Origin of the sequence: Nocardia sp. NPDC024068 (assembly GCF_040638875.1) — a bacterium.
In the GTDB taxonomy this organism is placed as follows: Bacteria; Actinomycetota; Actinomycetes; order Mycobacteriales; family Mycobacteriaceae; genus Nocardia.
On sequence record NZ_JBEZYU010000075.1, the window covers coordinates 19494 to 19836 of the forward strand.

1 protein-coding gene is annotated in these 343 nt (G+C 68.8%); it reads left to right on the forward strand.

What is annotated here, in order from left to right; genetic code table 11:
* Positions 1-163 precede the first annotated feature (163 nt).
* The coding region (locus tag AB0F41_RS29290) for a hypothetical protein (protein WP_357429405.1) at positions 164-343 on the forward strand (180 nt) is incomplete at its 3' end.

The window sequence follows — 343 nt, forward strand, 5'->3', positions numbered from 1 at the left end:
CAGGTGACCTTGCCCGCCAAGGTGGGGGAGGTGACCTTGCCCGCGAAGGTGGGGGAGGTGGCCTTGCTCGCGAAGGTGGGGGAGGTGGCCTTGCTCGCGAAGGTGAGGGAGGTGGCCTTACCCGCGAAGGTGAGGAGGTGGCCTTGCCCGCCAAGGTGAGGAGGTGGCCTTGCTCGCGAAGGTGGGGGAGGTGGCCTTACCCGCCAAGGTGGGGCAGGTGACCTTGCCCGCCAAGGTGCTGTGTTTATTGGCGCGCTGGCGCGCGCGGGGTTCGGCCCCCTTAGCGTCTGCTGTCAGCCCTCGAGACTGGCGGCTGCGCCGCTTCGTTTCGAGGGCTGACAGC